Source organism: Lactobacillus sp. ESL0261, from assembly GCF_003693025.1.
Classification (GTDB): domain Bacteria; phylum Bacillota; class Bacilli; order Lactobacillales; family Lactobacillaceae; genus Lactobacillus; species Lactobacillus kullabergensis.
This window is the reverse complement of record NZ_REHN01000002.1, coordinates 1-23,800: the sequence shown is the minus strand read 5'-3', so window position 1 is coordinate 23,800 and position 23,800 is coordinate 1. Positions and strand designations below refer to the sequence as shown.

Here is a 23,800-nt window from a genome sequence, read left to right as displayed (position 1 = left end):
TCTCAATGAATATTCTTTTTTGTGGTGATCATAACGCAGAAGATGGCATTCTTATCGCTACGCTTTCATTAATAAAAAATAGTGGCGCAAAGGAACTCCATATCTACATTCTAACAATGTACACTCAAAGCTATCACAAGAAATTTAAGCCTTTCAGCAAACATGCAGCAGACTATTTAAAAGGCCTTTTGGTGAAGCAAAATCCGCATAATACGTTAAAATTAATGGACTGCACGGGGCTATTTGTCAGAGAGCCGCTAATTGCTAACATGAGTACCCATTTTACTCCTTACGCTATGCTCAGGCTCTTCGCTGACGAAATACCCCAGCTGCCAAATAAAATACTTTACCTCGATGCTGATGTAATAGTCAGGCGAAGCCTCGTTAGCTTTTACCAACAAGATCTAACTAATTACGAATTCGCTGGCATTCTTGATTACTGGGGACGGTTCTTCTTTCACAACCTGCATGAGCATAAAGTTTTTGATTATATTAATTCCGGCGTGTTGCTGCTCAATCTCCCAGAAATTAGAAAAACTAAGTTATTCGCTAGAATCAGGCACCTTCTGCAGACTAGAACCGTATTAATGCCTGATCAAACTGCAATTAACCGTTATGCCAGAAATAAGAAAATTGCCCCGCGTCGTTATAATGAACAGTATAAATTACAGTCGGACACCGTAATTCAGCATTTTACTACCAGTTTCCGTTTCTGGCCCGTGTTTCATACTTTAACAGTTAAGCCATGGGATGTTGAGCGGGTACATACAGTACTAAAATTGCACGAATATGATGACATTCTGAATTACTATCTCAGTGTGAAAAGCAATTTAGTACAAAAATAATGTTTGGAGAAAATAAATATATGACAATTCCAGTTTTTTATGCAATTAGTGATGATTTTACAAAATACGCAGCAGTTTCGCTGAACTCTTTAGTAAAGAATGCTGCTGAGGATAAAGATTATACTATCTATTTTTTAAGTCAGGACTTATCACCACAGCACAAACAAGATTTATTAGAAATAGGCTCTTCTAATGTTCATGTTAAATTCTTTAAGATTAACGATGAAATAGTTGCACCAATTCAAAATCGTACTGAAAACTATTTACGAGCTGATTTCTTTACAATGTCCATTTTTTACCGCTTATTTATTCCAGATCTGTTTCCCCAATATGATAAGGCAATTTATATCGACAGTGACACAATCGTAAATGATGATATTGGTAAATTGTATGATACAGAACTTGGCAATAATCTCTTTGCAGCTTGTACTGATTCCTCCATTCAATTTGTAACAAAAATGGTTGCCTATATTAAAGAAGTATTAGTTCTTGATCCTAAAAAATACATTAATTCCGGTATGCTGGTTTTAAACTGTAAAGCATTTCGCGATGAGAATTTTATTGATCATTTCATGCGTTTACTCAGTAAATATCATTTTGACTGTATTGCCCCAGATCAAGATTATTTAAATGAAATTGGCGATAAAAGAATTTTACATTTAGATCCCAAATGGGATGCAATGCCAAATGATAATACTGAACCTTTAACTAATCCCAGCTTGATTCATTACAACCTTTTCTTTAAACCCTGGCATTTTAAAAACGTTCAATATGAAGAATATTTCTGGAAGAGTGCAAAAGAAACTAAGTTTTATAATGATCTGTTGACTGAACTAAATACATACACTGATAAGCAACGTGCTGAAGACCGGCATAAATTAGATCATATGCTGGCTAAAGAAGATAAAACTATTAATGACCCTTATAATTGGGCTAATGTGAAAAAGCAAGGACCTGTCAGTTTATGATTATAGGCGACAATCGTGAACAAGTTATTCAAAACATTAAAGAAGCAGTTAATAGTGGCAAGTGGGATGCCAAAGTTGAAGTCGGTGATCCTGTTCTTTCTATAAAGGAAAGTAAAGAATTAGTCAACGCTTTTTGGCGAGAGCAAAAAACTATTAAGGGAAAAGTTAACAATCGGATTGGCCATTTGCTTTTCAATTCTTTGATGCACGTTCTTACATCGTCCACGACATTTACCGGACTGGAAAATTTGGCTAATTTGCCACAAGGCGGAGCGATTATTACTGCTAATCATTTTAACCAAATTGACTCTTTACCCATTAAGCATTTAGCAAATAAAACCCACCATTCCTTAACTATTGCCATTGAGGACACCAACTTAAAATTACCTGGAATATTACGTTACCTAATGAATTATGTGGGCACTATTCCTTTAATAGAAACCCCTAGCTATGTCGGTAATGAATTTCCACGTCACCTGCATGATGCGTTAGAGCAAAATAGCTGGGTCCTAATTTATCCCGAACAAGAAATGTGGTGGAATTACCGCAAGCCCCGGGTATTAAAACGGGGCGCCTATTACTTTGCTGCCAAGCAAAATGTGCCGGTTATTTCAACTTTTATTGAAATTCAAACAACTGACAAATTAGAAAAAGACCACCCTGATTTTTACCAAACTAAATATGTAGTTCACGTTTTGCCACCTATTTTCCCTGATGTTAAACTGAATGCCAATGAAAATTCTAAGCAGATGATGAAGCACGATTACCAGCAAAAAGTAGCAGCCTATGAAAAGGCTTACCAGCGTAAATTAGATTCGGCTTTTACCCCCTGGGATATTGCTGGCTGGCGTTTTAACTATCAAAAAAATCAAAGTAAAAGTTAGACTTGTTGATTCTTTGAGCTATAATATAGGTGACAATAAGTAAGTGTATTTGGAAAGGGGATATTTTCCAATGGAGAAGTTTACAAAAGAATCTTTAGCAAAATATGATGGTAAAAATGGCAACCCAGCTTATGTCGCTATTAAAGGTGTTGTTTATGATGTCACTGGCAATCCACACTGGACTGATGGCGAACACCATGGCAATTTAGCTGGTCGTGACCTGACTGTTGCAATAGGACAATCACCTCATGGTGAAAGTGTCTTAGGCAACCTGAAAAAAGTCGGTACCTACGAAGATTAATTAGATAATATAAATAAAAAGAAAAGAATCAAGCAGCTAATAAACTGCTTGGTTCTTTTCTTTTACCTTTTTTGCCAATCTGATCTTGGTTTACTTTATTGCTCATTATTATACTGTAAATTATTAGAAAAATAATGTACAATATTTGTCAAAGGAAGTGATGCTCATGTTACAAATTCGACCTGTTTCAGAATTAAGAAATTACAATAAAGTCCTTGACAAAGTTAAAAAAGATAATCCAGTTTTTCTTACCAAAAACGGCTATGGCAAATTTGCTCTCATAGATATTGGGGACTATGATGAATTTACTACTGCTCTTGAGCTGGTAACTAAGCTGAAAAAAGCTGAAAAGTCAAAGCATTATAATTTTGATGAAATTAAAGGAAAACTATTCAGCTAATGTTCTCATTAAAATTATCTAGCCCGTCTAAAGAATATTTTGAAAACCTAAAAACATACTTATTGGCTAAGTTTGGTGAAAAAGTAAAAAAAGAAGTTTTAGCTAGGGAAGAAGAAAAACTGGATAATTTAAAGTCATTTCCATATCTGGGCATTAAAGCAGCTAAGTTTTCTGAATTACTTAATGGTTATTATGTTCTAATTGATAAATATGAATATATCTTCTACCGTGTAGATGAAAAAGAGAAAATAATTTATATCGAACTTATATTAAGTACCAAAGAAGACCTCATTAAAAAAATCCAAAATTACTTTCATTAATTAAGGCGCATCCATTTACGATGCGCCTCTTTTGTAGTCTTAAACCACAATATTCCAATTTCTATTTAGTAAAAGCCAAAAAATCAATGATGAATTATTGAATTTTTATTATTTCTCAGCCAATTTCGCTGCAGCTGCAATACTTTGCTGTGCGGGCAAGGGAATCCTTCCTAAACCATCAAGCCCAATATTTAATAAATAATTTATTCCTAAGCTATTTAAATATTTGCGGTTGTGATAAATAGTTGAAGGAGATTTCCAACTTTGATCGCGATAAGAAAAGCCCCAAGAATCATTAGTGGTACCGGCTGACTCATATAAACCATATGGTGAAGGTTTAAGGCCATTGAGTGAGTTAAAATTAATATCTTTTTGCTCCTCTTCTTTTTCACTTGGAATTTCATTGTCACCAAGGGAAACATAATCATATTTGCCATTACCAAGACGTGAATTTATTAGACAATCTGGCTGCAATTTTTTCACTGTCTCATAAATTTCCTGACTCTGGCTTGCAGTTAATGTCATCGGTACATCAAACCAGGCAACAGCTATCTCCCCATAATTACTCATTATTTCTTTAATCTGGGGCAGAATTTTGTCTGTAAAGCATTGATTATAATTCTTATTTTTTTGAGGAAAGTCCCAGCTATTGTCCCAAGTAGTGCCAGAGGATTCAATATCATTTGAAAGGTAGCCTCCCCCATTTGGTTCATGCCAATCTAAGTCTTGGGAATAATAAAGACCCAGCTTTAAGTCGAATTTTTGGCAAGCTGCTGCAAGTTCACCGATTACATCCCGCTGAAATGGTGTTGCATCATACACATTATATGAATCCACTTGTGAATGGTACATTGCAAAGCCATCATGGTGTTTAGTTGTAACTACCAGATATTTCATACCACATTTTTTAGCAAATGCTACGATTTTTTCGGCATCAAAATATATTGGGTTAAAAGCGGTAGCAAGCTGGCGATACTTTGCAACAGGTATTTGCAGTTTAGACTGAATCCATTCAGCGTAATTGCTTGCAGATTTTCCCTCATACTCACCTGCAAGAAGTGAATACAAGCCCCAGTGAATCATCATGCCGTATTTAGCATTTTTAAACCATTCAATATTCTCGTTTGCAGTCATACATTTCTCCATTACTAAACTTACGCTGGAAATACATAGTGTTGTCATTAAAAAGTTTAACACTTATTTTTAGTATAAATTTGATTTAACCAAAAAAGAGTTAGCCTTAATACTTAAAACTAACTCAAAATATCTGTTATCTTAATAAAATTTACTGTAATGCTAAGTAATTTTCCGCATTACGCAGTTCCTCAATTGACAACTGACCAGGTGCAGAAGTTTGACCAACAGCGCCAAAGGACAGACTTGAGCCGAAAGCCTGGCCTGCTACTCTAGTGACTTTACCTATATCGCCCATGGCCATAGTAATCAGGGGATTAGCAATCTCTTTGTTCATTTCTGTCGTTGCTGTTAAAAGAGTTAAAACGTCAGAGGCACTGTGAGGCATGCAGGCTAACTTTGGCACATCAGCACCAAGTTGTGCCATTTTTCGTAAGCGAAATTCAATTACATCTTTAGCTGGCACCTTTTCAAAATCATGGTTACTCATAATTACAACAACATTGTAGTTATGAGCTAAAGTCACCAAGGACTTTATTCTTTTTTCATCATGAAAAAGTTCAATATCAACAGCATCACCCAACCTGTTAGTAATTACATATTCTACTAAATTTAAATACTGATCTTCGTCGAGCTGACAAACTCCACCTTCATTTTTGGTACGAAAAGTAACTAAAACTGGTAATTCGCCGACTTCTTGGCGCAATTTCTTGGCTGTAGTATTTAGTGTATTAAAATCCTTAATCCCTGCAGCATAATAATCAATACGCCATTCCATTAAATCCGGTTTGGCAGCCTTAATTTTCTTAGCTGAATCCATAATCTCTTTTTCAGTTGAACCGACATTTGGCACAGCAATTTTAGGCAGACCTGCACCTAAAACAACATTTCTAATCTTGACAGTAGCCATTATTCAATACCTCAACTAATTATTATCATCTGAGAACATAATTTCACGGATATAATCAGTTGGCATCTCTTTATCAGTCCATAACTTAAAGGAGGCCGCACCCTGATCAATCATCATGCCAATGCCATCAAAGACATGCTTGACTCCAGCTTTTTGAGCCACTTTCATTAATTTGGTAGTTCTAGGAGCATAAACTGTGTCAAACACCACCATATCTTCATGGAACCAGGAAGGATCTGAAACTAGCGTCTTATCCTCAAGTGGTTTCATACCAACGCTGGTGGCGTCACAATAAATATCGCTTTCTGCAATTGATTGTTTAAATGCTTCTTGATCAGTCAGCTCAGTTAAAGAAACTTGGCAATCAGTTTTTTCTTGAATAGTTTTGACGTTCTTTTCAGCCTGAGCCCACTTGTCATCTTTAATATTAAACAATCTGATTTCTTTAGCACCATCTAAAGCAGATTGAACAGCTATTGGGGTTGCAGCACCGCCGGCACCAGTCAAAGTCATCACTTTGCCTTTAATGTCAATGCCTTCATCCTTAAGCGATTGGACAAAGCCGATGCCATCGGTAGTGTAGCCCGTCAAAACACCATGGTCGTTCACAATGGTATTAACCGCATCGCACATTTCAGAAGCTGGTGATAATTTATCAAGGTACTGGATTACCTCTTTTTTATTGGGCATTGAAACGTTTGAGCCACGCATATCTAAAGTGCGGATAGCGTCAACTGCACCTTTTAATTTATCATTGCCAATTTCAAAACAGAGATAAGTATAATTCAAGCCCAACTTAGCAAAAGCATTATTGTGCATAGTTGGTGACATTGAATGCCGAATAGGATATGCCATTAAGCCAATTAAGTAGGTATGGCCATCTAGCCAGCCAGTAATCGGACCATTAACACCAGTAATTTTATTAGCCATCATTTTTCTCCTTTATTAAATTTAAAAATAAAATAATTAATCAACGTTAATTTTTAGAAGCACCAGACACTGTATCAGTTGAATTGGACGCAGTTTTTGCCAGCTTTTGATAATTAGAATTATCAGCAGCCTCAGTTCCGGCCACAAAACCTGAAGCATAGGACCAAGAATTCATCATACTTGGCATTGAATCATGACCATTAGCACCACCAACAATCTCACCGGCGGCATAGAAATTGTCTAGTGCTTCAAAGTCTTGGTCTAAAAGCTGCATATGCCGGTTAGTTTCATAGCCACCAAGAGTAGTACAGAAGCGCAATTTCTGTTCAATCACAAAGTATGTATCGCCTTCATATTTATGCATGAACTGAGAAGGGCGACCAAACTCAGGATCATTACCTGAGGCAACATATTTATCGTAGTCAGTTAAAGTTTTCTTGAGGTTTTCATAATCAATGCCAGCTTTTTTAGCCACTGTTTGCAAGTCTCCGTTTACTAAAATCGGACTCTTCTTACCATCAAGATCAAAGAAACCTTGAACTTCATCTTTGCTAAAACCATATTTAAGCAGCAATTCATAGAATCTGCTCCATGTTCTTTCATCCATCACCACAAAGGCAATTTTATCCTTTTGTTCTGCAATAGCATCCCGAAAATGAGTGTACGGAGCTGATTCATTTACAATTCGTTTACCACTAGTATTAACAAAAATAGCACCCATGTCTGTTGCTTCTTTTGTTGAATAAGTTGTTAATTTGGCAATGCCAGGTTCAACTTCTAAACCATGGGGGTAAACTTTATACCAATCAAGATTGCGTGTAGCCAGATTCATATTTTTAGCAAAATCGAAATAATCACCAGTAGAAGTCATCGGACCGTAATAAGGAATATTGGTCTTATGCTGTCGGTAATCACGAGCGCCCCAGCCACCAGCTGCCATAACTAAGGACTTAAAGTTTACTGTAACTGTTTCATGTTTGCTTTCAGCAACTAATGAGACAAGCTGGCCCCGTTTATTTTTATTAAGTTGTTCCACCCGAGTTTCAAGTAAAATTTTGCCACCCTTTTTGGTAAAGGCATTTGCCACTTTAGTTATCAATTCATAAGAACTTTCAGTTGGCATTTCAATTTGCCGGTCAACAGAATGCTCAATAGTTTGTGTTTCAGCTTTTTGATAAGTTAGGTCTGCAAATTCAGTAATAAAATCAACTGCTTTACCAATATTTTGAGCAAGTATATTTGAAAGTAGCGGATAATTTGTCCCCCGACATTCACGGACAATATCTTGGACTAAAAGCTGCGGAGAATCTTTTTTTGCTTCCTCACCAAATAAAGCAGCTGCTAATTTTGAACCTGTACCAACGACATTTGAACCATTAAGAATTGTAGCTCCACCGAGATAGCCATTCTTTTCAACTAAAAGAACATTTTTACCCATTGATAGTGCCCGAGAGGCTGCCATCAAGCCAGCCATACCCGAACCAATTACAGCTACATCCACATCATAAGTTATATCTTGATGTGACTGCTCGCTAGGCTGAGAAATAATATTTACACCATTTGCTTTTAAGGCTTTCTTTCCAGAATCAAGCATGGCTTGTGTCATAATCGAAGCACCAGAAATAGCATCGACATCAAAACTTTGATTATTAATAATATTCTTTTTTAATTTACCTACCACCTGGTTAAAAATACCTGGCGTTTCTGCAGTTTTGGTTACATTAATATCTGCAATTTGATTATTTTCAACTTTGATGTCAAAGTCGATTTGACCATTTCTTCCTTCTGCCGTTGCTTTAATTGTTTTTTCTGACATAACTCCACCTTCTGCTTTATATTAATTTTTGATGTTGAAATTTTTTCCACGACTAATTAAGACAACACACAGAACTACAGAAATAATCGTTATCACTGTAGTTATCCAAAATACCATTAATGTACTTGTAGCATTGGCCTTTAACACAAATGCTGCTACAAGTGGTGCTACGAAGTAAACTACTGCTGGTGCAAAACTGTAGTATGATGTAATCTTTCCGTGACTTTGGGGGAAATAAGAAGTTAAAACTGAAAGTCCAACTTGCCATACTCCTCCTGCAGTAAAGAAGCCAACAGCTAATGCGCCTATTTCCCCAGCTAATAGGGATGGCTTTAGGACCATAAACAGCAGGCCAAGAGCAGTAATAGCTGAATAAACCATAATTAAATTCAATCTCTTTACCTTAGTAACTAGAGCTGATGTAACAAATACAGATATTAAGGAAGCGATTGAATACCATGATACAAGCTGATTGGCATTAGCAGCAGATTCATTTAAAACATACTGTCCATAGTAAGGAGCATAGAGTGAAAAAATATAAAATGTGAAGCAAAGCGTAAAGCCCAACCCAATGATCATTAGACCATCAACAGCCAATTTAGGTTGGTTTTGACCACTTACGCTGGTTTCTGGTTCTTCTACTGTTTCAGTAGTCTCTTTTGCTTCAGCTTGAGGAGCAAAGGCCGTCTTCATTGTGTATACAACGTCTAGTAAAATGATAATGACTAATATAAATGCTGTAATCTTTGGATTTTTAATTAGTTTTACACAAAAAGGAAACAGCATCTGCATTACTTGCATTGCGGCTTTAACAAATGAATTCATTGTAGCTGTTTTATCTGGAAAAGCATCTGCAAGCGCAGGATAACCAGCTGTATCACCAAATGAATTAGTTGCACCGAAAAACATTGCCGCTAAGCCGGCTACCCAGACATTGTTAGCAAAAACAGCGCCAAGAAGGAAAATTGCGTCACTTAGCAATGCAATTAACAAAGTCCTTTTACGACCAATTTTATCTGAAATAGCGCCAGCAAATAAAATTGTAATAATTCTACCCAAGCCTACCATTGCAATTACCAGTGAAACTTGGGTCGCACTGGCATTCCAGGAATGTGCCAGAATTTCTCTATACTGACTAATAAATAAGGTAGCTGCTCCTACAACCGCAAAATGGATGTACACAGAGGCAGCAACGCCAACATAACTTTTTTCTTTTTTCATAGCTTTACCTTTCAAAATTAAGATTTGCTAATAATTTCATAAATAAATATATCTTATTAAAATGGATATGAATAATTATTTATGATTGCGCAATTATAAAAAATACCTATAATCACAAGCACTGATAAATCAATTCTTTATTGCTTTATAAAAAAGTTAGAATCTAGATTTTGGTGTTTAATTTAAAATTAATAGCTTTAACTCGGCTCATCATTTATTAAATAATTTAATACTTAAATAGTTAAAATTAATAGTTATGCTAATCAAAATTAAACAAGGACCCTAACTCAAAACAATTCTATTTAATGCCAAATCTCTTTTTGACTGACTCAATATATTCTTTTTCTTCTGCATCAGTAACACGGTATTGCTCAATAGAGCCTGAGATCGGCTCCAAGTTTGCATTAACTGCAACATAGGTAAATACCGCTTCACCGATTAATTCTGAACTTGAATTATCAAGAGAAATTCTATTCACTTCCGCATAAATAGTCATTGTCTTTGCTGTCGTTTTTAATAAAGTTACGCAAAAGCAAATATGATCACCTGCATAACTTTTTTTGTGAAAAATAAATTTATCTATTCGGCCAGTTAACGTACGTGTATGACAATATGAATTTGCAAACAAGCCCATTGCTGAGTCTGCATTATCTAAGAGCGTACCACCATGAGTAATTTCCATATGGTTAAGCATCCTTGGGGTTACAAAATAATCTGCCATTTGACGTTTAAAAAATTTATTCTTCATTTACTTTTTTACCTTCCAGCCAATTTTTTAAAAGATACTTCTTTATTTTGCCATTTGACGTTTTTGGTAATGAATCAACAACCCATAACTTTTCAGGCCATAATTTCTTATCAACGTGCTGCTTTTCTAATTCTGAAATCAACTCCGCTTTGGTTAATACTTTTTGACCATGATTTAGAACAATAAAGGCACCAATTCTCTGTCCTAAACGAACATCTGGGACTCCTAAAACGGCTACTTCTTCAATATTTTGGCAACCCTTGATCTTGTCTTCTACCATATGAGCGGAAATATTTTCACCACCACGAATAATTTTATCGCTATTGCGTCCATCTATTTCCAATAAGTTATCTTCATTATAATGGCCAACATCTCCAGTAACAAACCATTCACCGTCAAATGCTTTAGCTGTTTTTTCAGGATCAGCCAAATAACACTTAAAAATGATCGGTCCTGCAACTTCAATTTGTCCTTGTTTGTTGCTATCTGTAATTATATTTTTGTTCTTTACAAGTCTGACTTTAATATTGGCCATTGGCTTGACTGCCGTTGTCATTGCACCTTTACTTAAATAATAATCTTGAGGAGTATAACTAAATGGAACTGCTTCTGTCAGACCATAACAGTTGTAAAGGGGAATATTTCTTTTTTTAGCCTGAACTAAAATACTTTCTTTAATTTTGTCACCACCACAAATGAGCATCCGCAGCTTACCCAAATTTTGAACTTTAAATAGCAGATCATACATAATTGTAGGCAAACTATCAATATATGTAATTGGCTCTTCTTCAAGCATTTTTGCCACTTGTTCAATATTATAATGTTTAATTATTGCCAAGTGACTTCCTGCCATAATCGTTGATATTAAGCCATGATGAAATCCAATTGCATGATACATTCCCGAAAGAATTAAAGTCATGTCATTTTTAGTGATGCCAAAAGCGTCGTTATATGCACTTTCTGCACTAATAATATTTTTATTGGTTAAAACTACACCTTTATAAAGTCCACTAGTACCCGAAGTATTGAGAACCAGTGCAGGAGTATCTGATCCGTCACCTCCAATAAATTCAGATGGTAAATGCTTTTTTCTGGTAAAGAATACCAGGTCCGCGATTTTTTTAGTCTGATAATTATCCAAATTAGCAATATTGCTAAGAGTGTCACGCCCACGCACGGATTTTTGCGAAATGATAGCATATGGCTTAAACCTGTTAATCATGCTATTAATCTCATCAATATCAAAATGCGGGTTTAGTGGATTAATAACCACTCCCATTTTGATACAGGCAATAATCGTTACAATATTTGCTAGATCCAGTTCGAACTGAATTGCAATTAAATCACCTTTCTTGATGCCATTATTCCGAAGCAACTCCATCTGCTTATTGGCTAAAAAATCTATTTCTCGATAACTGTATTTACGACCATCTTCAGTGACAAAAGTACTTTGAGCACTTTGCTTTAAGCGCTCCTGCCATAAATCATTTAAGGTTTGCACCTTTTTGCTAGAAGTCATTTTTATACCTTACAAAAGCTCATTTAATTGCTTTATTACTTGGTTAGCATCCCCAACAATGCCATAATTTGCTAATTTAAAAATTGGTGCTGCTTCATCAGTATTGACAGCAATGACACATTTTGATTTAGTCATTCCCGCAGTGTGCTGGACGGCTCCCGAAATGCCGAAAGCATAGTAAACATCTGGTGCAACAGACAAATTCGATATTCCAATCATGCGGTTCTTATCAATCCAGCCTTGATCTGTAACTGCTTTAGTTGCTCCCACGCTGGCATTTAATTTTTGGGCTAAAGTAGCTAAAGGTTTAAATTTATCTGGGGAACCCAGACCTTTGCCACCAGCTACAATTACCTTTGCATATGCCAAATCATTGTCAGAGTTAGCTTCGGGTACATATGCTGCTCTATTAGTTTCTGCACATTCCCAGTCAATTATGTCAACTTCATTCTTACTATGACTCACGACACCATTACAAGAAAGCGATATTACCGCCTTGTCATCCAGTGTGACTTTTCTTAAGGCTTGTGTTTTGCCGATATCCTGGTTAACTATTATATGATCTTGATCACAGCAAATATCTTTGGCATTATAAATAAATGGGACATTTAGTACAGCAGCTAATTGACTGCCAAGACTATTACCTAAATTACTCTTATCAAATACTATTAAACTATTTGCCTTATCGACAAAAATTTTTCTAAGGGTATTAGTCACAGCTGGCAAGTTTGTCACACTAAAATTCTCATTTTGGTATATGGTAGTCTTGACTCCTGAAGAAGCATATTTATCCTTAATTTCAGTAGCATGATTACTGAAAACCAGTACTTCTTTCTTACCTTTAAAATTGCTGTCAAGACCTGCTAAGTTATTACTGTTATGACCTTCATCAATATTCTTATCTTCTAACTGAATATAATAAATTGGTACCATTTTTCTACCTCAACATCCCATTTTGCTTAAGTATTTCAACCAGTTTTTGCGTAGCTTTAGGATCTTGATCCAGATTGAAAATAGTTTTTTCATTTTTAACTGGTTTAGCTACAATTTCACTTGTAACGCCTTCATAACTAGTTTTAAAACTTACGTTACTAATACTTGAATTAATTGCTGTACTTAACGACGTAAAACTAGCAAGGCGTGGCACATTGATTGAATCTAACGTGGCAATTACAGCTGGCAAAGCACATTGCCCAGTAATTTTGCCTTTTTCAAGTTTCATTTCATAATTGAGGGAAGTATCAATCATAGAAACATAGTCATAAAATGATATTCCCAATCCTGTAGCAATAGTAGCCGGAAAAGCTGAAGATGTTGTTTTTCCTGTTAAAATCAAGTCATAATTTTCATTATTTTCTTTTAAGTAATGGACAAATTCACTTGCAATTTGATTTTGCAGTAAAGGATCATTGACATTACCTGCTGAAATTTTAGTAGCTGTTGTTGCTCCCATAGCCAGTGCTTCATGCAAAATCCGTTCGGCTGCTTCACCTTGTTCAAAAGTAAAGACATCAATAGCACCTTTTTTTAACTCTGTTAATTGCAGGGACAACTCGAGGGCATTTTTGTCTTCATCACTCAGAAATAAATTTTCTGGATGATAAGTTACTTTATTCTTATGAGAAGTATAAGTTTTAGGATTATCTGCTTCAGCCTTGGCAATTAATGCGATTTTCATTATGGTACCCTCCTAGTCCTGATATTTTTTGCTAACTTCACGTGCAATTGTCATTCTCTGAATTTCATTAGTTCCTTCCAGAATTTGAAATCCTTTGACATCACGCATTAGCTTTTCAACCGGATAAGCTCGGGTATAACCGTAACCACCAAGAATCTGAACTGCATCAGAAGTTACTTTTTGTGCTACATCAGTCACATAAAGCTTGGTCATTGCACCTTCTTGACGTACAGATAAATCTTTATCCATCATTTTCATTGTGTTGTTGACTAATAAGCGGGCTGTTTCTACTGCCGTTGCCATATTAGCAAGCATATTTTGCACAGATTCAAATTGAGAAATCGGTTGATTAAATTGTTCACGCTGATTGGCATACTTGGCAGCTTCATTAAGTGCCCGTTGCATAACACCAACGGTCAAAGTAGAAACATACGCACGTGAAAGGTTAAGGCTGTTTAACGCAATATTAATCCCTCTTCCTTCTTGACCAATCAGATTTTCGGCTGGCACGTGTACATTTTTAAATCCTAACGGTACTGTATTTGATAAACGCAGCCCCATTTTATCTTCATGCCTTCCTACCCAAATACCTGGCGTATTTTTATCAATCATGAAAGCAGATAAGCCGTGATTACCATTATTAGAAGTTCTAAAAATTCCAATAAAAATATCTGCTATTCCACCATTAGTAGCAAAAGCTTTATTTCCGTTTAAAATATATTCATTGCCTTGCCGAACAGCTGTTGCTTTCACAGAACCTGCGTCAGAACCAGCATCTGCTTCTGACATTGTAAAGGCAGCAAAACGACCAGGTCTGATGACATCGGCAAATCTTTGTGCTTGTTCTTCAGTACCGGCCAGCATTACGCACCGCAGTGCAACAAATGAAGTAATTAGAGTCAGTGCATAGCCTGCATCATATTCCGCCAGTTTTTCAAAAACGAGGGCAGAATCTTCATAAGAAAGGCCAGCACCACCATATTCCTTGGGTATCTCAAGCATATGAAGGCCAATTTTAATTGCAGGCTCAAACAAGCTGGAAGGACAATCACCTTTTAAATCGTATTTCTTAATAATTTCAGGGGTTAGATACCGATTACCAAATTCTTGTGCTAAATGAATATATTCTTTTTGTGCTTGTGTATAAAGTAATGTCATTTTAATACCTATTTAATTGGGTCTCCTATATGACGCAGGCCACTGGCAGCACCACTGGCAAACATCTCACTTATTTTTTCATCGCTGTAGCCTAACTCATCTTTGAGTACTTCACGTGTATCAGATCCTTGAGCACGAGAAGGAGTTAGCGTAGGCTTGCCTTGAGACGAAAAACGTACTGGATTAGTAGGAATAAATCTCTTATTTCCAGATGGAAATTCCATTAGTCTAATTTCGTCATTATCCAAAGCCTCAGGATCCTGGTATATTTCCGTCGGTATCTGACAAGCTTCAAGCGGTAAGTCTTCCTTATTAAAGAGGTCTATCCAATACTGCAACGGTTTTTTCTTAAAAGCGTCTTCTAAAATGGCAATCACTTCATTGCTGGTACCATTAGCATTCAAAGTGTCCATTTTGTTATATCTTTCATCGCCTTTGACATCATCACGACCAATGTCATGCATTACTTTGTCAAAATCACGATCATATTCAGGAACGCATAGTACGAACCAGCGATCATCAGAAGTTTTATAGGTATCATTAAATGGATTAGTAACCTCTTTACGACTCTTAGGATATACATTGCCATATTGTGCAGAAACCATAGCGATATTTTGCATAAAAATCGCTGCGTGATTCAAGTTAACAACAACCTTATCACCCTTCCCGGTTCTTTGAGCTCTCAGTAAGGCTGCACAAATACCTGCGGCTAAGGTCATTGATACTTGGAAATCACCATAGCCATTTACTGGATTATATGGATTTCCTCCTTTATCTACCGTTGTTCCTTGAACTCCACCACGTGCTTGATAAGCAGTTGCATCATAGCCAGCAGAATCTTTTTTAGGGCCAAATTCGCCATAGCCGCGATCTTGTGCAAACACTAATTTAGGAAATTCTTTATGCAGTCCTTCCCAAGTGATTCCCATATGAGCTAAGCTCTTTGTCCTCACAGATGTTAAAAATACATCTGCGGTTTTTAATAAGTCTTTAAAGGCTTGCATCCCTGCAGGAGTTTTCATGTTCAAAGTGATGAATCTTTTATTCATATTAGAAACATCAAAGCCCAAATTTTCATCATCTTCATACTTCATGCCAAAAACTGCACCTTGGGTCCGTCCAGCATCACCTTTAGGAGCTTCAACTTTAATTACATCAGCTCCCCATTCGCCAAGGACTCGTCCTACGGTTGGAGCTGCCAAAAATTGTGTGAGATCAATAACTCTTATTCCTGATAATATTTCGTTAGCCATCTTTTTCTCCAAAACTATATACAACAAAGAGGATTGAACCTTGCAAAGTAAGTTTTAGATTCAGCCCTCCCTGATTTACTCAAATTAATTTAATTGATTGCCTTAAAGACTTGTTATTGGTGTATTGCCACCGTCTTTAATTAATAAACGACCTGCAGTTAATCTTTGAACGGAACGAGGTCCTTCTTCTAACCACATAGCACGACAATCACGGTAAAGTCTTTCAGCAGGTCCATAAGGATTGTCCTGGAAGTAGCCAATACCACCGAAAATTTCAAGCATGTAATCAGAAACTAATTTGACAGTATTGATGCTTTCCAGTTTGGCTAGAGAAGCTTTCTTAGTAATATCCTTTCCTTCGTCATAATCTTTTGCCAAGTCCCACAGCATTAATCTAAGAGCATGAATGCGTGCCCCCATGTCAGCAATTTCAAAAATGATTGATTGCCGTTTACACAGTGGCTTACCAAAAGTTACACGATCCTTAGAATAAGCAATGGACATTTCTAACATCCGTTGAGCCATACCTAAGTTGGAGTCAGCAATATGGGCACGAGAAAGTGAAAGCGAAGAAATAGCTACTTTCATACCCTCTCCTCTCTTGCCAAGCATATACTTATCAGGTACTCTCATATTAGTGAACTTCAAATCAGCGTGTCCAGCACCACGACAGCCCATCATTAAAGGCATTTCGTTGGATTCAAATCCCGGTGTATTTGTTGGAACAAAGAAAGCTGATAATCTTTCATCTCCTTCTTTATCTGGGTCAGTAACTACAATTAAGTAGGTAAAGTCTGCAACATCTGCATGAGAAATCAATGTTTTTTCACCGTTGATTACCCAGTCATCGCCGTCCTTAACAGCTAAAGTATGAAGGTCTGCTCCAGTACCACCACTCTTTTCGGTTAAAGCAAAATTAGCATAGATTGATTTGTCTTGGAACTTGTTCATATACTTATCTTTAAGTTCTTGACTACCAAAATTATCCAAAATCCGCCAGTTCATATCTGAAGCATGGTGCAAGTGCATTCTAATTCCACCCTGAGTTCTTGAAAATTCTTCTTGAACTTGCAGAATTTGTTTTTCACTAAGACCCCAGCCGCCGTATTCTTTAGGTAGTGCAAAACGATATAAATCATGCTTAATTGCAATTGGGAAAAAGTCTTGCGGAAACTTGCGATTTTCTTCTATGTATGGGGTCATCCTGTCAAACTCGTTTTGTGCCAAGTGACGAATTTCTTTTAAGTAGTTTTCAAAGTCTTCTTCAGGCATTGATTCACCGGGTTTAGTTTTGTGCATAATTGGAGTTTCTTCATATGCTGGTAATACATGCAACTTCTTTTGTTCTGTCATAATACAATCTCCTTTTTAACTTTTAGTAAATGCTTCTGAAAGCGTTTTTCTATCAACAGTTGTATTATGTTTTAAAAAGTTTAGATTGTAAAATTGATAACAAAGTCATAACTATTAATTTTATAAATACCTTTATGGCTAAATATATTAAAAAAGGCGGGATTCTTAGCATTATTAACTGTACAAATTAAAAAGACTCACCAAATATCGGGAGTCAAATCACTATAAAATCAACACTAATAAACTAATATTAATTTTATCAATATTATTATAAATAATTTTTGTAAGCGTTTTATAAAAAATAGGTATAGCATTTATTTATATAGGTATTGAATATTAAAATAATTTTTGAGGTAATATCATGAATCTAAATCAACTTTACTATTTTCGTGAATTGGCAGATCAAAAACAATACACTAAAGCAGCAGATAGCTTATTTATCAGTCAGCCTACCCTCTCAGTATCGATTAAACAACTTGAAAAAGAATTACACTGCAAACTGTTTAAACACAACGGTCATTACGTGCAATTAACTGAATATGGACGTATCTTTTACGATACTGTTACTAAGTCTTTAGACTCTTTAGATCGTGGTAAAAAGAAAATTGAACAGCGTATCAGTCAGGATGAAGGCAATATACATATTGCTGGTATACCCACTGCAATTGGAACTATTTTGCCTAACTTAACTAAGCAATATCAACAAGAAAGTAATATTTCACCTCATTTTATATACCACGATAACCCTTCATATCAGATTTGCGAAGGCATCAAAAATGGCTGGTATGATATTGGAATTTCTTCATTTGTACCTGAATTTAGCTATTTTACTTATATTCCCCTTTACACTGAAGAAATCATTGCCATTGTTTCAAAGGAAAATAACCTGGCAAAAATAAATGAAATCTCGCCCGAAGAATTACAAGGTGAGTCAATTATTACCTACTCTAAAAAAATTCAGATTGGAAAAGACATCACTAATGCTTTACTGGCCAATGCCTCTGATCTGAATATTACGAACAGGCTTCATGATGAGCTGGCAATTGCAGGACAAGTTTTGACCAACGATATCGTTGGTGTAGTGGCAAAAACTATTTATTTGAGCGGTTTCGACATCCACATCATCAAACTTGACTTGCCCAAAAATACTCGTCAGGTTTACCTGGTATATGATTCAAGTCAAAACTTTTCACCAGAAATAGTTGATTTTATTGACTTTCTTAAAAGTCATAAACCAGATATTCAGAAAATTGTCGATAATATTCCTGTCAAATAAGATTTTAAAAAGGTATAAAACTAATGAATAAAATTTGTCAATTATTGGGAACAAATTACCCTATTGTTCACGAACCTATCCACACCTTAACAGATGGCAAACTAGTTGCTGCTATTTCAGAATCTGGTGCACTGGGCATTTTAGGTATTAATGCAGGCTATAAGGTTAGAAGTGACGCGACATCAAGCGCTTCTATTTCTAATTCAAATAAAATAGGTACTATTAGCAACAATTCTTTGCTTGATGCCATGACAGAAAGAAACTTGATGAATGAGCAAATTGATCAAACTCTATCTAATACCTTTAGGTCTTTTGGAGTGGAAATTGCTAGCACCTCATCTAACCCAGAAGATGATCATAGAGCAACCGAATTAGTAGAATTAATGCGAAAAAGAAGGTTGACTATTGCACTGTTTGAAGGTTTTGGAAGAGTTGCATCTAAAGCATGGGTAAATCTACTACATAATAGTGGCATTAAAATTATGCAAGTTATTAATAATATTAATAATATTCGTGCAGCTCAAAGTAATGGTATTGACATTTTAATCTGCAAAAGTAACATCGAGCTGGCAAATTTTGTTCATCAAGCAGGAAAAACACCGGTTTTAGCTGGGTATGATACTACTGACTTGCATGTTTTGAAAGACGCATTGACAAAAGGTGCACAAGGGGTTTTTCTTAAGACAGTTTTTGCACTTGCTAAAGAAGCTCCAACTTCACCAATAATCAAAGACAAAATTATAAATGCGCAAAAACATGAAATAATTAGTTTTAAAATGAACTCGCGGACTATCTATTCTTTATCTGGAAAATTGCCCCAGAAACTGGCAAAACTAACACAGGATAACGAAGACGGAAAGCAAATTTTTACTGCTGCAGACGGTTATCAGGGATTAATAAACGGTATGGCAGAAGGCGATCTTGAAATGGGGTATACTGATATTGCAGCAGACAGTTATAACATCAAAACTATTAAAACTGCTCACGAAATTATTGCAGAATTAACTAATAACAATTAAATTTATACATATGACTAATTCAATTACGAAAAATGCTCTACGCTCACTCTTATATGAAGTTGTTACCGCACCAAAACCTGGTTTAGTAGATCCTATCAGCCAAGGCCCGCATCCCGATATGAATATTTATACTTTTATTGACAGCAGTTTAAGTTTAGAGGAATATTTTGCTGCTGCTGTTGAAATTGGGCAAAACTTTCAGTCGACTGATTTAACGCAAATGTTTCAGCAATTAAGACAAAGAGGCATCACTGCTGAAAAAGAAATGTTTGCTGCAACGCACGGTGCTAATACACATAAAGGAGCAATTTTTGCTTTAGGCATTTTTGTCTGTGCTGAAAGCTACAGTATGACAAACAATACTGAATTGTTCCTTACTATCACCGAGATGTGTAAAGGACTTGTGCAACATGATCTGATTCAAAATAATGAGTTACAAACAGCCGGTGAAAAAGAATTTGAACAGTATCATATTGGTGGGGCTCGTGCTCAAGCGGAACAAGGCTATCCCATTGTACGTGAAGTTGCTTTACCCTTTTTAAAAAACACTAAGGGAACGCTCCAAACGAGACTCCTTGATACCTTAATGAAGATAGCAACAGTTACGGTTGACAGTAATTTGATTAAACGAGCTGGAAATTATGATGTAATTGATTGGCTGCATCAAATGGCCACAAAATATTTAGATTTAGGTGGTTATGTTTCTCCAGCCGGTAAAAAATGCCTGCAAAAATTAAATGATGACTGTTTGGCCCACAATTATAGTTTAGGTGGCTGTGCAGATTTATTAATTGTTACCATTTTTGTAGCTCTAGAACGTGGATACATATAAAAAAGGAAGACCTGGGCCTTCCTTTTTTAAAAGCAAAATAATATTTATTCTTTTGATGCACCTGTCACCGCATCATTATCTGCAATCTCACTGCAAGCAGTGTCAGCAGCAATCCGACCAAAGGTAAAGATATCAGCTAGTGAATTACCACCAAGACGATTACCAGCATGTAGTCCGCCAGCGACTTCCCCTGCTGCATAAAGACCAGTAATTACTTGTCCATCTTTGTTTATTACTTGCGCTTTCGGATTGATCTTCAAGCCGCCCATTGTATGGTGAATGGCCGGCTTACGCGGAGTAGCATAAAACGGCGCAACCTCACATTTAAGGTTAAACGCACTCTTACCAAATTCTGGATCACTACCTGCATCAACATATGAATTATATTTTTTAATAGTATCAACCAAAGTGGCTGGATCCATACCGGCTTTTTCAGCTAATTCCTCCAAAGTGTCTGCCTTTAACAAAGTACCAGCTTTTACCTGAGCAGCAAGTGATTCTTCAGTTGTGTTATAAGCTGTTGCTTTTATTTTTTCATCGGCTATTAAGTAGAATAAAGTGCCATTGGCAATAGCGGCCTTAGCTAAAGTATCACGCTCAGCAAATTCATTAACGAAGCGCTCACCTTTTTGATTGACCATAATAAAGTTTTCGGGCGGAGTTTGAATACCAGTAAATAATTCACCAGTCTTAGGATCTGAAACAGGCATTAATTGAATAAAGCCCATACCCACTAAATCAGCACCAGCCTCTTGACCTAAGGCAATACCGTCACCAGTAATTGCTGGTGAATTAGTAGTAGCAATATCATCATCAATGTGTTTCCAATAAGTGTTATACTTTTGCACCATTTTAGTGTTGGCACCAAAACCGCCAGAAGTTAAAATCACTTTTTGCGCATGAATGGTAACTTTATTGCCCTCACTACTTTGAGCTACAACACCGGTAACTTTACCATTTTCAATAATTAAGTGCTGTGCCCGGGTTTCTGTTAAAACTGTAGCACCATGGTCTTTTACCCAATCACCCAAAACGTGAATAAAGGCATAGCCCATAGGTTCAACTGGCTTGTGACCGCGACGCCACAAGGCTCCAACCGGCATGGTAACATCAGAGCGGTCAAACTTTACGCCTAGATCTGTCAACCACTTAACTGAATCAAGTACGTTATTGACAAGTTCAGTAACCAGGGCATAATTACCATGAATTTCATTACCATTCAGGTCAGTTCTTTTACCACCTATATAAGTCTGTATTTCATGCAATAATACTGAATCAAACAGATAATTTTTACCAGAATCTACATAAGCCTTAATTTGCTTTTGCAGTTCTTTAAAGTCATCACGATATTCTGGATCAATTTCATCAATTGGAGTTGCAGCTAATTTTTCCAAACTTTCTTTTTCACCTGGCAAAGCTTTAAATTGATTTTGCCACTCAGGTTCAGCAGCATTTAAAGGTCCACCCGCTCTGGTGGTATTACCACCAATTTGAGGGAATTTTTCCAGTACAATTGTTTTTTTACCATTTTGAATTGTTCTAGCAGCTGCAGTCAGACCAGCACCACCGGCACCAATAACTACAACGTCAGTTTGGTATTCTCTGTCAGAAGCATTAGCAGTTTTTGGCTTTGGTCTGTTAAGCCATTCTTGTGCATCTCCACCAGCTTTTGTAATCGCCTGAGCCACACCATCTATCACGCCATGACTGGAAATTGTAGCTCCACTAACAGCATCAACATTTAAAGTTTGATTAGCAATAATTTGCTTGGGCAGACGTTTAAAGACTTCATCTGCTACTCCAGCAGTTTCACCACTGGAATCAATATCTATTTCCTTGATTTTATCTTCAGAAAGTGACACCTTCATAGGCATAAAACTAGAACCATGACCTTTAGCTTTTACTTCATAAATTCCTGATTTCATCATTAATATACTTCCTTTCTTTTAATGCTCATTAGTTAAATTTTACTAACTTTTCTGATTAAAATGAAATAGTTTTCTAGTAAACGGGCTATAATAAAATTGTTATTGGAGGCAAAATATGAACAATCCTGAAACCGTCCTACATTTTATTGATGTGCTATTAAAAGAAAGTAATTTTACCAGAGCGGCTAGTGAACTATATATATCACAGCCATATTTGACTCAACTAATTAAGCGAATTGAACATAAATTGGGAACTGAAATAATTAATCGTGAGACGATCCCATTTACATTAACGGAAGCTGGGGTAATTTATTACAATTATCTGGAAACAAAAATTAGTAACAAGCAAAAGTTAGCTGAACAGTTAATTCCCTATGCATCACCGAATAAAGAATTAATCCGAATTGGAGTTTTAGAAAGCCTGGGAACATTTTTATTGCCAGAGCTTTTACCTCACTTTATGTTTACACATCCAAATATTAAAATTCAGCTATCAGAAAACTTTCCTAGAGTAAGTGAAGCTCATCTTTTACATGAGCAAATTGATTGTTATCTGGGTCAAACACCTGAGTCTCTTAATCAAGGATTGGATTTTTATGTTAACGGTGGAGAAAACTATTTTGTAATCATTTCACCAAGATCAAAATACTTTAAAAAAGGTCGATTTATACTTGAGCCAAATGAATATGATATTAAAGACATTTTACAAGAGCCGTTCGTTGTTAGTTCAAGCAATTCTGCAATCCGTCATCAAGTTAATGGTGCATTTCAGAAATTTCATATCAAACCTAATATTATATTGGAAAGCAGCAGTATTATTACTGCAACTAATTTAGCAATAAAAGGAGTAGGACTAACTATTTCAGCTGCCAGCATTATCAAGCGAATGGCTCAAACACCTATTAACTTACTTCCAGTTGATCATAATTTGATTCAAATTAAATATTTTATTGCAGTTAAACATGGGCAAAAACTGAAACCCGGGCTTAAGAATTTAATTTCAGCATTTAAGAAACTAAAGATTGAACCAAATATAAGTTAATTATTAAATTTAAGCAAAAAAAGAGAACCCGCAGGTCCTCTTTTCTCTCTTTGCTCGCTCCGGCTGTCAGACTCGAACTGACGACATCTTGATTAACAGTCAAGCGCTCTACCAACTGAGCTAAGCCGGATTGCTAAAAAGCACGGCAGCGTCCTACCCTCGCAGGCAGTCTCCCACCAACTACTCTCGGCGTGAAGAAGCTTAACTGCTGTGTTCGGCATGGTTACAGGTGTTTCCTTCTTGCTCTTGCCACCGTACTTTTTCT

At 36.2% G+C, this 23,800-nt stretch carries 23 protein-coding genes, 1 tRNA gene and 1 rRNA gene; 10 read left to right on the top strand and 15 right to left on the bottom strand.

Going from position 1 to position 23,800, the window contains the following annotated elements; genetic code table 11:
• Positions 1–5: 5 nt before the first annotated feature.
• The 6 genes from F5ESL0261_RS00530 to F5ESL0261_RS00505 all read left to right on the top strand — a co-directional run bounded on the left by F5ESL0261_RS00530 (position 6) and on the right by F5ESL0261_RS00505 (position 3,718).
• Positions 6–845 (top strand): glycosyltransferase, encoded by an 840-nt coding sequence (locus tag F5ESL0261_RS00530; protein ID WP_122051770.1) that lies wholly within the window; start codon positions 6–8, stop codon positions 843–845.
• A gap of 20 nt (positions 846–865) precedes the next feature.
• Positions 866–1,813 carry a glycosyltransferase family 8 protein gene (locus tag F5ESL0261_RS00525; RefSeq protein ID WP_122051769.1) on the top strand — a complete coding sequence of 316 codons (948 nt, stop codon included), beginning with the start codon at positions 866–868 and terminating at the stop codon, positions 1,811–1,813.
• Positions 1,810–2,697 (top strand): lysophospholipid acyltransferase family protein, encoded by an 888-nt coding sequence (locus tag F5ESL0261_RS00520; RefSeq protein WP_122051768.1) that lies wholly within the window; start codon positions 1,810–1,812, stop codon positions 2,695–2,697. The genes F5ESL0261_RS00525 and F5ESL0261_RS00520 overlap by 4 nt, the downstream gene beginning before the upstream one ends.
• 70 nt (positions 2,698–2,767) lie before the next feature.
• Positions 2,768–2,998 carry a cytochrome b5 domain-containing protein gene (locus F5ESL0261_RS00515; RefSeq protein ID WP_034981697.1) on the top strand — a complete coding sequence of 77 codons (231 nt, stop codon included), beginning with the start codon at positions 2,768–2,770 and terminating at the stop codon, positions 2,996–2,998.
• 166 nt (positions 2,999–3,164) lie between these two features.
• The gene (locus F5ESL0261_RS00510; protein ID WP_046331423.1) at positions 3,165–3,398 is read left to right on the top strand and encodes a type II toxin-antitoxin system prevent-host-death family antitoxin; all 234 of its coding nucleotides are present in this window, start codon (positions 3,165–3,167) and stop codon (positions 3,396–3,398) included.
• The gene (locus tag F5ESL0261_RS00505; protein WP_046331422.1) at positions 3,398–3,718 is read left to right on the top strand and encodes a type II toxin-antitoxin system RelE/ParE family toxin; all 321 of its coding nucleotides are present in this window, start codon (positions 3,398–3,400) and stop codon (positions 3,716–3,718) included. The genes F5ESL0261_RS00510 and F5ESL0261_RS00505 overlap by 1 nt, the downstream gene beginning before the upstream one ends.
• 108 nt (positions 3,719–3,826) lie before the next feature.
• Here the strand turns inward: F5ESL0261_RS00505 and F5ESL0261_RS00500 are convergent, their stop codons facing one another.
• The 12 genes from F5ESL0261_RS00500 to F5ESL0261_RS00445 all read right to left on the bottom strand — a co-directional run bounded on the left by F5ESL0261_RS00500 (position 3,827) and on the right by F5ESL0261_RS00445 (position 17,438).
• On the bottom strand, positions 3,827–4,852 hold the full coding sequence (locus tag F5ESL0261_RS00500) for an alpha-L-fucosidase (RefSeq protein ID WP_122051767.1): 1,026 nt from the start codon (positions 4,850–4,852) through the stop codon (positions 3,827–3,829).
• A 151-nt stretch (positions 4,853–5,003) separates the two neighbouring features.
• A complete protein-coding gene (gene aroD / locus F5ESL0261_RS00495) occupies positions 5,004–5,762 on the bottom strand; it encodes a type I 3-dehydroquinate dehydratase (RefSeq protein ID WP_122051766.1) in 759 nt (252 codons plus the stop codon).
• Between the two features lie 15 nt (positions 5,763–5,777).
• The gene (locus tag F5ESL0261_RS00490) at positions 5,778–6,692 is read right to left on the bottom strand and encodes a shikimate dehydrogenase (RefSeq protein ID WP_122051765.1); all 915 of its coding nucleotides are present in this window, start codon (positions 6,690–6,692) and stop codon (positions 5,778–5,780) included.
• A 46-nt stretch (positions 6,693–6,738) separates the two neighbouring features.
• On the bottom strand, positions 6,739–8,508 hold the full coding sequence (locus tag F5ESL0261_RS00485) for an FAD-dependent oxidoreductase (RefSeq protein ID WP_122051764.1): 1,770 nt from the start codon (positions 8,506–8,508) through the stop codon (positions 6,739–6,741).
• A 21-nt stretch (positions 8,509–8,529) separates the two neighbouring features.
• The gene (locus tag F5ESL0261_RS00480; protein WP_122051763.1) at positions 8,530–9,729 is read right to left on the bottom strand and encodes an MFS transporter; all 1,200 of its coding nucleotides are present in this window, start codon (positions 9,727–9,729) and stop codon (positions 8,530–8,532) included.
• Positions 9,730–10,027: 298 nt separating this feature from the next.
• Positions 10,028–10,477, bottom strand: coding sequence for an acyl-CoA thioesterase (locus tag F5ESL0261_RS00475; protein WP_122051762.1), 450 nt, complete (start codon positions 10,475–10,477; stop codon positions 10,028–10,030).
• Positions 10,467–11,996 (bottom strand): AMP-binding protein, encoded by a 1,530-nt coding sequence (locus F5ESL0261_RS00470; RefSeq protein WP_122051761.1) that lies wholly within the window; start codon positions 11,994–11,996, stop codon positions 10,467–10,469. The genes F5ESL0261_RS00475 and F5ESL0261_RS00470 overlap by 11 nt, the downstream gene beginning before the upstream one ends.
• A 9-nt stretch (positions 11,997–12,005) precedes the next feature.
• Entirely contained in the window at positions 12,006–12,929 is a 924-nt protein-coding gene (locus F5ESL0261_RS00465; RefSeq protein WP_122051760.1) for an electron transfer flavoprotein subunit alpha/FixB family protein, read from the bottom strand.
• A 4-nt stretch (positions 12,930–12,933) separates the two neighbouring features.
• On the bottom strand, positions 12,934–13,674 hold the full coding sequence (locus F5ESL0261_RS00460; RefSeq protein WP_122051759.1) for a hypothetical protein: 741 nt from the start codon (positions 13,672–13,674) through the stop codon (positions 12,934–12,936).
• 12 nt (positions 13,675–13,686) lie between these two features.
• On the bottom strand, positions 13,687–14,832 hold the full coding sequence (locus F5ESL0261_RS00455; RefSeq protein WP_122051758.1) for an acyl-CoA dehydrogenase family protein: 1,146 nt from the start codon (positions 14,830–14,832) through the stop codon (positions 13,687–13,689).
• Between the two features lie 8 nt (positions 14,833–14,840).
• A complete protein-coding gene (locus F5ESL0261_RS00450; protein ID WP_122051757.1) occupies positions 14,841–16,085 on the bottom strand; it encodes a CaiB/BaiF CoA-transferase family protein in 1,245 nt (414 codons plus the stop codon).
• Between the two features lie 102 nt (positions 16,086–16,187).
• Positions 16,188–17,438, bottom strand: a complete 1,251-nt coding sequence (locus tag F5ESL0261_RS00445; RefSeq protein WP_199699932.1) for an acyl-CoA dehydrogenase family protein — start codon at positions 17,436–17,438, stop codon at positions 16,188–16,190.
• Positions 17,439–17,799: 361 nt separating this feature from the next.
• Between F5ESL0261_RS00445 and F5ESL0261_RS00440 the strand changes: the two genes are divergently transcribed.
• From F5ESL0261_RS00440 to F5ESL0261_RS00430, 3 genes are read left to right on the top strand one after another with little or no spacing between them, the layout of a single operon-like run.
• Positions 17,800–18,714, top strand: a complete 915-nt coding sequence (locus F5ESL0261_RS00440) for a LysR family transcriptional regulator (protein ID WP_122051756.1) — start codon at positions 17,800–17,802, stop codon at positions 18,712–18,714.
• A gap of 23 nt (positions 18,715–18,737) precedes the next feature.
• Entirely contained in the window at positions 18,738–19,733 is a 996-nt protein-coding gene (locus F5ESL0261_RS00435) for a nitronate monooxygenase (protein ID WP_122051755.1), read from the top strand.
• Positions 19,734–19,743: 10 nt separating this feature from the next.
• Positions 19,744–20,565, top strand: a complete 822-nt coding sequence (locus F5ESL0261_RS00430) for a triphosphoribosyl-dephospho-CoA synthase (RefSeq protein ID WP_122051754.1) — start codon at positions 19,744–19,746, stop codon at positions 20,563–20,565.
• A gap of 44 nt (positions 20,566–20,609) precedes the next feature.
• On the opposite strand, the gene F5ESL0261_RS00425 is transcribed toward F5ESL0261_RS00430, so the two are convergent.
• Positions 20,610–22,490 carry a flavocytochrome c gene (locus F5ESL0261_RS00425; protein WP_122051952.1) on the bottom strand — a complete coding sequence of 627 codons (1,881 nt, stop codon included), beginning with the start codon at positions 22,488–22,490 and terminating at the stop codon, positions 20,610–20,612.
• 118 nt (positions 22,491–22,608) lie between these two features.
• On the opposite strand from F5ESL0261_RS00425, the gene F5ESL0261_RS00420 reads away from it, so the two are divergent.
• Positions 22,609–23,535, top strand: a complete 927-nt coding sequence (locus F5ESL0261_RS00420; RefSeq protein ID WP_045927340.1) for a LysR family transcriptional regulator — start codon at positions 22,609–22,611, stop codon at positions 23,533–23,535.
• A 57-nt stretch (positions 23,536–23,592) separates the two neighbouring features.
• Here F5ESL0261_RS00420 and F5ESL0261_RS00415 read toward each other — a convergent pair.
• Positions 23,593–23,665 (bottom strand) — tRNA-Asn (locus F5ESL0261_RS00415).
• Positions 23,666–23,675: 10 nt separating this feature from the next.
• Positions 23,676–23,792 (bottom strand): 5S ribosomal RNA (rrf, locus tag F5ESL0261_RS00410).
• Positions 23,793–23,800 lie beyond the last annotated feature (8 nt).